The 574-nt window shown below is 71.4% G+C and carries 1 protein-coding gene; it reads right to left on the bottom strand.

Annotated features, from left to right (window positions below):
- Positions 1-518, bottom strand: a 518-nt coding sequence (locus tag G7A99_RS24035) for a TonB-dependent receptor plug domain-containing protein (RefSeq protein ID WP_163144591.1), incomplete at its 3' end; no start/stop codon positions are given.
- Positions 519-574 lie beyond the last annotated feature (56 nt).

The raw sequence follows: 574 nt of genomic DNA, 5'->3' as shown, positions 1-574 counted from the left end.
ACACCGGCCTCCCAGGTGTGCTGGCTGCCGGCGGCGACCCGGGCGTGGGTGGAATCGCGGTCGGTGAAGATCTGGATGACGCCACCGATGGCGTCCGCGCCGTAGAGGCTCGCCCGGGGGCCACGCACCACCTCGATACGCCGGATCTGGCTTACCGGGATCTGCTCCAGCGGGGTGCTGCCCTGGGTCGCCGAGCCCATGCGCACGCCGTTGATCAGGACCAGGGTATGGTCGCTCTCGGTGCCGCGCAGATAGACGCTGGCGGACTTGCCGCGCCCGCCGTTGCGGCTGATGGATACGCCGGCCAGATCGCGCAGCAGCTCGACGGCGTCGGCGGGCTGGCGCCCCTCGATGTCCTCACGCGTGATCACGTCCACGGCGGCGAGGGCGTCGTCCGCCGTGATCGGGGTCCGGGTCGCAGTGACCTGGACCGGGGCGGTGACCTCGGCGCCCTGGACGGTGGTGGCGAACGTGGCACCGACGGCGGCGGCCACGACGAGGCTGGTTCGGGTTCTCATTGTCTTCCCCCCTGATGCGCACACCCGCGCATGTTCGTGATGAGCGGCGCGGGAGG

This window comes from Arhodomonas sp. KWT (assembly GCF_010993615.1).
The sequence above is the reverse complement of the archived record's forward strand: the minus strand, read 5'-3'. Positions and strand labels throughout refer to the sequence as shown.